Annotated in this window: 2 rRNA genes (1 of these 2 cut by a window edge); both read right to left on the bottom strand. The window is 59.6% G+C overall.

The features are described from left to right. Positions 1-283: 283 nt before the first annotated feature. Positions 284-398, bottom strand: a 5S ribosomal RNA gene (gene rrf / locus EDC50_RS16155). A 155-nt stretch (positions 399-553) separates the two neighbouring features. Further along, a 23S ribosomal RNA gene (locus tag EDC50_RS16160) occupies positions 554-2,500 on the bottom strand; it runs 931 nt beyond the window's last position.

The raw sequence follows: 2,500 nt of genomic DNA on the forward strand, positions 1-2,500 counted from the left end.
CCGGGCGCGGAGCGATCCGGCGCCGGCGGTCCCGACGCGCGGAAAACGCCCGCGAACGGCCGCCTGGCCTAGGAAACCCGCGCAACCGTTTCCCGCCCGCTGGGAACGCGCTCCCGCAAGCTCCGTTCGCGCCGTCCGCCGCGACGCGGAACGGCGATGCCGCCTTGCCGCCGCGCGCCAGGCAGCCGGTGCTGTCGGGGCCAGTCGCAGGCGGTGCCCGGCGGCGTGGGCAGGCCAAAAGAAGAAGGCCGGCTCCTTGCGGAACCGGCCTTCGGGGTAAAGCCCCTGGCGATGACCTACTCTTGCATGGCTTGAGCCACACTACCATCGGCGCGTGTGCGTTTCACTTCCGAGTTCGGAATGGGATCGGGTGGTTCCACACAGCTATGGTCACCAGGGAGAGGGTGGAGGGTCGCGGGGGCAGGCGGCGGGGCCGGGACTGCGTCGCGCACACGCTCTCATGGGGTGGGAAGTAGCGAGGTTGGAGTGAATGCCCGACGTGTGTCGAGGGCTAAGGGGTTCGGGTTTCAGGCCCGAAGCCACTTGAGGTTATATGGTCAAGCCGCACGGATCATTAGTACAGGTTAGCTCAACGCATTGCTGCGCTTACACACCCTGCCTATCCACCACCTGGTCTTGATGGTTCCTTCAGGGGAGTCGAGCTCCCGGGAGATCTCATCTTGAGGCGCGCTTCCCGCTTAGATGCTTTCAGCGGTTATCGCTTCCGAACATAGCTACCCGGCAATGCCCTTGGCAGGACAACCGGCACACCAGAGGTTCGTCCACTCCGGTCCTCTCGTACTAGGAGCAGCCCCTCTCAAATCTCCAACGCCCACGACAGATAGGGACCGAACTGTCTCACGACGTTCTGAACCCAGCTCGCGTACCACTTTAAATGGCGAACAGCCATACCCTTGGGACCGACTACAGCCCCAGGATGTGATGAGCCGACATCGAGGTGCCAAACACCGCCGTCGATATGAACTCTTGGGCGGTATCAGCCTGTTATCCCCGGAGTACCTTTTATCCGTTGAGCGATGGCCCTTCCATACAGAACCACCGGATCACTAAGACCTACTTTCGTACCTGCTTGATCCGTCGATCTTGCAGTCAAGCACGCTTATGCCTTTGCACACAGTGCGCGATGTCCGACCGCGCTGAGCGTACCTTCGTGCTCCTCCGTTACGCTTTGGGAGGAGACCGCCCCAGTCAAACTACCCACCATACACGGTCCCCGACCCGGATCACGGGCCCAGGTTAGAACGTCAAGCACATCAGGGTGGTATTTCAAGGTTGGCTCCACGCAAGCTGGCGCCTGCGCTTCGTAGCCTCCCACCTATCCTACACAGACGAACTCAACGTTCAGTGTAAAGCTGTAGTAAAGGTTCACGGGGTCTTTCCGTCTTGCCGCGGGAACGCTGCATCTTCACAGCGATTTCAATTTCACTGAGTCTCGGGTGGAGACAGCGCCGCTGTCGTTACGCCATTCGTGCAGGTCGGAACTTACCCGACAAGGAATTTCGCTACCTTAGGACCGTTATAGTTACGGCCGCCGTTTACCGGGGCTTCGATCAAGAGCTTCGCCTTGCGGCTGACCCCATCAATTAACCTTCCGGCACCGGGCAGGCGTCACACCCTATACGTCCACTTTCGTGTTTGCAGAGTGCTGTGTTTTTGATAAACAGTCGCAGCGGCCTGGTCACTGCGGCCCTTCCCAGCCCAGCTCCGCACGGAGCCACCAGAAAGGGCGCACCTTCTCCCGAAGTTACGGTGCCATGTTGCCTAGTTCCTTCACCCGAGTTCTCTCAAGCGCCTGAGAATTCTCATCCTGCCCACCTGTGTCGGTTTACGGTACGGTCTGCGTAAGCTGAAGCTTAGGAGCTTTTCCTGGAAGCGTGGGATCAGTGACTTCGCCCGAATGGGCTCGTCTCGGTGCTCGGCGTATGTGACCCCGGATTTGCCTAAGGTCACCGCCTACCGCCTTTCCCCGGGACAACCAACGCCCGGTACACCTACCCTTCTCCGTCCCTCCATCGCACTTACGCGAGGTGCTGGAATATTAACCAGCTTCCCATCGACTACGCTTTTCAGCCTCGCCTTAGGGGCCGACTCACCCTGCGCCGATTGACGTTGCGCAAGGAAACCTTGGGCTTTCGGCGTGCGGGGTTTTCACCCGCATTATCGTTACTCATGTCAGCATTCGCACTTCCGATACCTCCAGCGGACCTCTCGATCCACCTTCGCAGGCGTACGGAACGCTCCTCTACCGCGCATGCAAAGCATGCACCCCAAGCTTCGGTTCCGTGCTTAGCCCCGTTAAATCTTCCGCGCAGGCCGACTCGACCAGTGAGCTATTACGCTTTCTTTAAAGGGTGGCTGCTTCTAAGCCAACCTCCTGGCTGTCTGTGCCTTCCCACATCGTTTTCCACTTAGCACGAAATTTGGGACCTTAGCTGTGGGTCTGGGTTGTTTCCCTTTTCACGACGGACGTTAGCACCCG

The sequence above is a fragment of the Vulcaniibacterium tengchongense genome (genome assembly GCF_003814555.1).
GTDB classification, from domain to species: domain Bacteria; phylum Pseudomonadota; class Gammaproteobacteria; order Xanthomonadales; family Xanthomonadaceae; genus Vulcaniibacterium; species Vulcaniibacterium tengchongense.